The organism is Actinocorallia lasiicapitis, assembly GCF_054778695.1.
In genome coordinates, this window is sequence record NZ_BAAGZI010000670.1 from 1 (window position 1) to 1,706 (window position 1,706).

Sequence of the window (1,706 nt, forward strand, 5' to 3'; positions counted from 1 at the left end):
GGCCGCGGCCGCCGTCGGCTCCCGGCTCGTCGCCTCGCCGGTCTTCGTGCTCTCCGCGCCCGGCTCCGGCGTCGCGGACCTGCGCCGGATCCTCGACCGGCACCCCGGCATCACCGCCCCGAGCGATCTCGACCTGCCGTCGATCAAAGTCCAGGCGAAGCGGGAGTTCACCGACGACGTCATGGCGGCGCTCGGCCTGAACCGCGACGAGCTGGAGCACCTCCTCTGGGACCGGGTGCTCCACCATGAGCTGGTCCGCACCGGCAAGCGGATCATCGTCGACTCCTCGGAGATCAACGTGCTGATCTGGCGCCGCATCGACCAGGCCTGGCCGGGCGCGCGCTTCCTGTTCCTCACCGGCGCAGCCGGCCCGGCGGAGCACCTCGCGGAGCTGGAGGCGGCCCGCTCCTGCCTGCACGGCCTGACCGTCGCCCACGAGGAGCTGCTGGCCGACCCGGAGAAGCAGGCCCGCAGGCTCTGCGACCACCTCGGCGTCGCCTGGAACCCCGAACTGCTCGGCTGACGTCCGGCGCGAACCCCCGCACCGCCCGTCCGGCGGCTTCCCTCTTCACCGATGCCGACACGCGTCGCTACTGGTATTCCAGTAGATGATCGACATAGCGTGTCAAAAAGCTCAAATGCATCGGATTGGGATGGTAACGGATGTCGATCGTGGTAGCGGATGAGGTACGTGAGGCGCTCGCCGAGGGACGGCCGGTGGTCGCCCTCGAGTCGACGATCATCTCGCACGGGCTGCCGGAACCGCGCAACCTCCAGGTCGCGCACGAACTGGAGCGTTCCGTACGGGAGGAGGGCGCCGTTCCCGCGACCATCGCGGTGCTGGACGGCGTCGCACGCGTCGGGCTCGACGCGGACGGGTTGAAGCGGATCGGCACCGACCGGGGCCTGCGCAAGCTCGGCTACCGGGATCTGCCGCTGGCGCTCGGCACGGGCGCGAGCGGCGCGACGACCGTGTCGGCGACGGCCTTCCTCGCCGCACGCGCCGGGATCCGGGTGTTCGCCACCGGCGGGCTGGGCGGCGTGCACCGCGGCTGGGTGGACTCCTGGGACGAGTCGGCCGACCTCGATCTGCTGAGCCGCACCAGGATCACGGTCGTGTGCGCGGGCGTGAAGTCGATCCTCGACGTCCCGGCGACCCTGCAGCGGCTGGAGACCCTGAACGTGTCCGTGGCGGGGTACCGCACCGAGACCTTCCCCGGTTTCTACCTGTCGAGCTCGGGCGAGCCCGTCGACTGGACGGTGCGGGAGCCCGAGCAGATCGCGGCCGCCATGCGCGGCCAGGACGCCCTGGACGGCCCGCGGACCGCGCTGATCGTCGCCAACCCGGTGCCGCGGGAGCTCCAGCTCGACCCCGAACTGCACGACCGGGTCCTCACCGAGGCGCTGACGGCCGCCGCCGAGGCCGGGATCAGCGGCCAGGCCAGCACCCCGTTCCTGCTGAAGTACCTGGTGGACGGGACCGGCGGCGCGTCGCTGGAAGCCAACCTCGCGGCCGTCGGGGGGAACGTCAGGCTCGGCGCGCGGATCGCCGTCGCATGGTCCCGGTGATCTCGCTGCTGGTCATCGGCGACGTCGTCACCGATGTGCTGGCCCTGCACGGCGAGGCGCTGCTGCCGGGCGGCGACACCCCCGCCGACATCGCGGTGCGGCCCGGCGGGTCGGCCGCCAACACCGCGGCGTGGGCG

General features: G+C 72.3%; 1 protein-coding gene and 1 pseudogene. Both read left to right on the forward strand.

The annotated features are described in order from the left end of the window. Window positions 1–523: pseudogene (locus ACYVE7_RS33590) on the forward strand (sulfotransferase); the annotation flags it as partial. 140 nt (window positions 524–663) lie between these two features. Next, window positions 664–1,569 carry a pseudouridine-5'-phosphate glycosidase gene (locus ACYVE7_RS33595; protein WP_460370550.1) on the forward strand — a complete coding sequence of 302 codons (906 nt, stop codon included), beginning with the start codon at window positions 664–666 and terminating at the stop codon, window positions 1,567–1,569. The last annotated feature ends 137 nt before the right edge of the window (window positions 1,570–1,706 follow it).